The sequence below is a fragment of the Paenalicyclobacillus cellulosilyticus genome, assembly GCF_014647315.1.
Classification (GTDB): domain Bacteria; phylum Bacillota; class Bacilli; order Alicyclobacillales; family Alicyclobacillaceae; genus Alicyclobacillus_J; species Alicyclobacillus_J cellulosilyticus.
Genome location: NZ_BMOY01000154.1, coordinates 1 through 586 on the forward strand (window position 1 = coordinate 1; position 586 = coordinate 586).

A 586-nucleotide genomic window follows, 5' to 3' on the forward strand; every position below is an offset into this window, starting at 1 on the left:
TAGTATGCGCAGCATCACCCATTAAAAGCCATCGCGTTCCTTGATATTGATTAGCATGGCGCATCACCAAAGGAAATTGATGCCGTTTATCTATGAGCTCACATAGGCCGAGTTTTGCTGCAAAGGCCTGGGTGAGTTCCTGATTAAATTGTGCTTCATCCAGAGTTAACAAACGCTCAGCCCGTTTTGGGGTGGTGGACCAAACGATTGAACAAGTATGGGGATCTTTTAACGGTAAAAAAGCCAGTGGGCCATCCGCATTAAATACTTGATAGGCTGTTGCCTCATGAGGATACTCCACACAAACCGTCGCCACTAAAGCATGTTGATGATAAGGCCATGTGGTAAGCGTTACTCCGAGTTTATCGCGTGTTTTGGATAAGCCACCATCTGAAACAATTAAAAGTTGGGCCTCGAAATCTCCTTCTTCACACGTTAAACGAACACCCGAATCTAAATGTTGTATAGAGCATACTTTATTATTCGGAATTAAGGTTATCCCTAATGCCACTGCACGCTGTAAAAGGGCATGTTTAATAACGTCCTCCCGAATTATATTTCCTAACCTAGCTTCTCCAATCATTCG

The 586-nt window shown here is 43.5% G+C and carries 1 protein-coding gene; it reads right to left on the reverse strand.

The genetic code is table 11. The features are described 5' to 3' along the window. The coding region (locus tag IEX97_RS13320) for an FAD-dependent monooxygenase (RefSeq protein WP_188883557.1) at window positions 1–586 on the reverse strand (586 nt) is incomplete at both ends.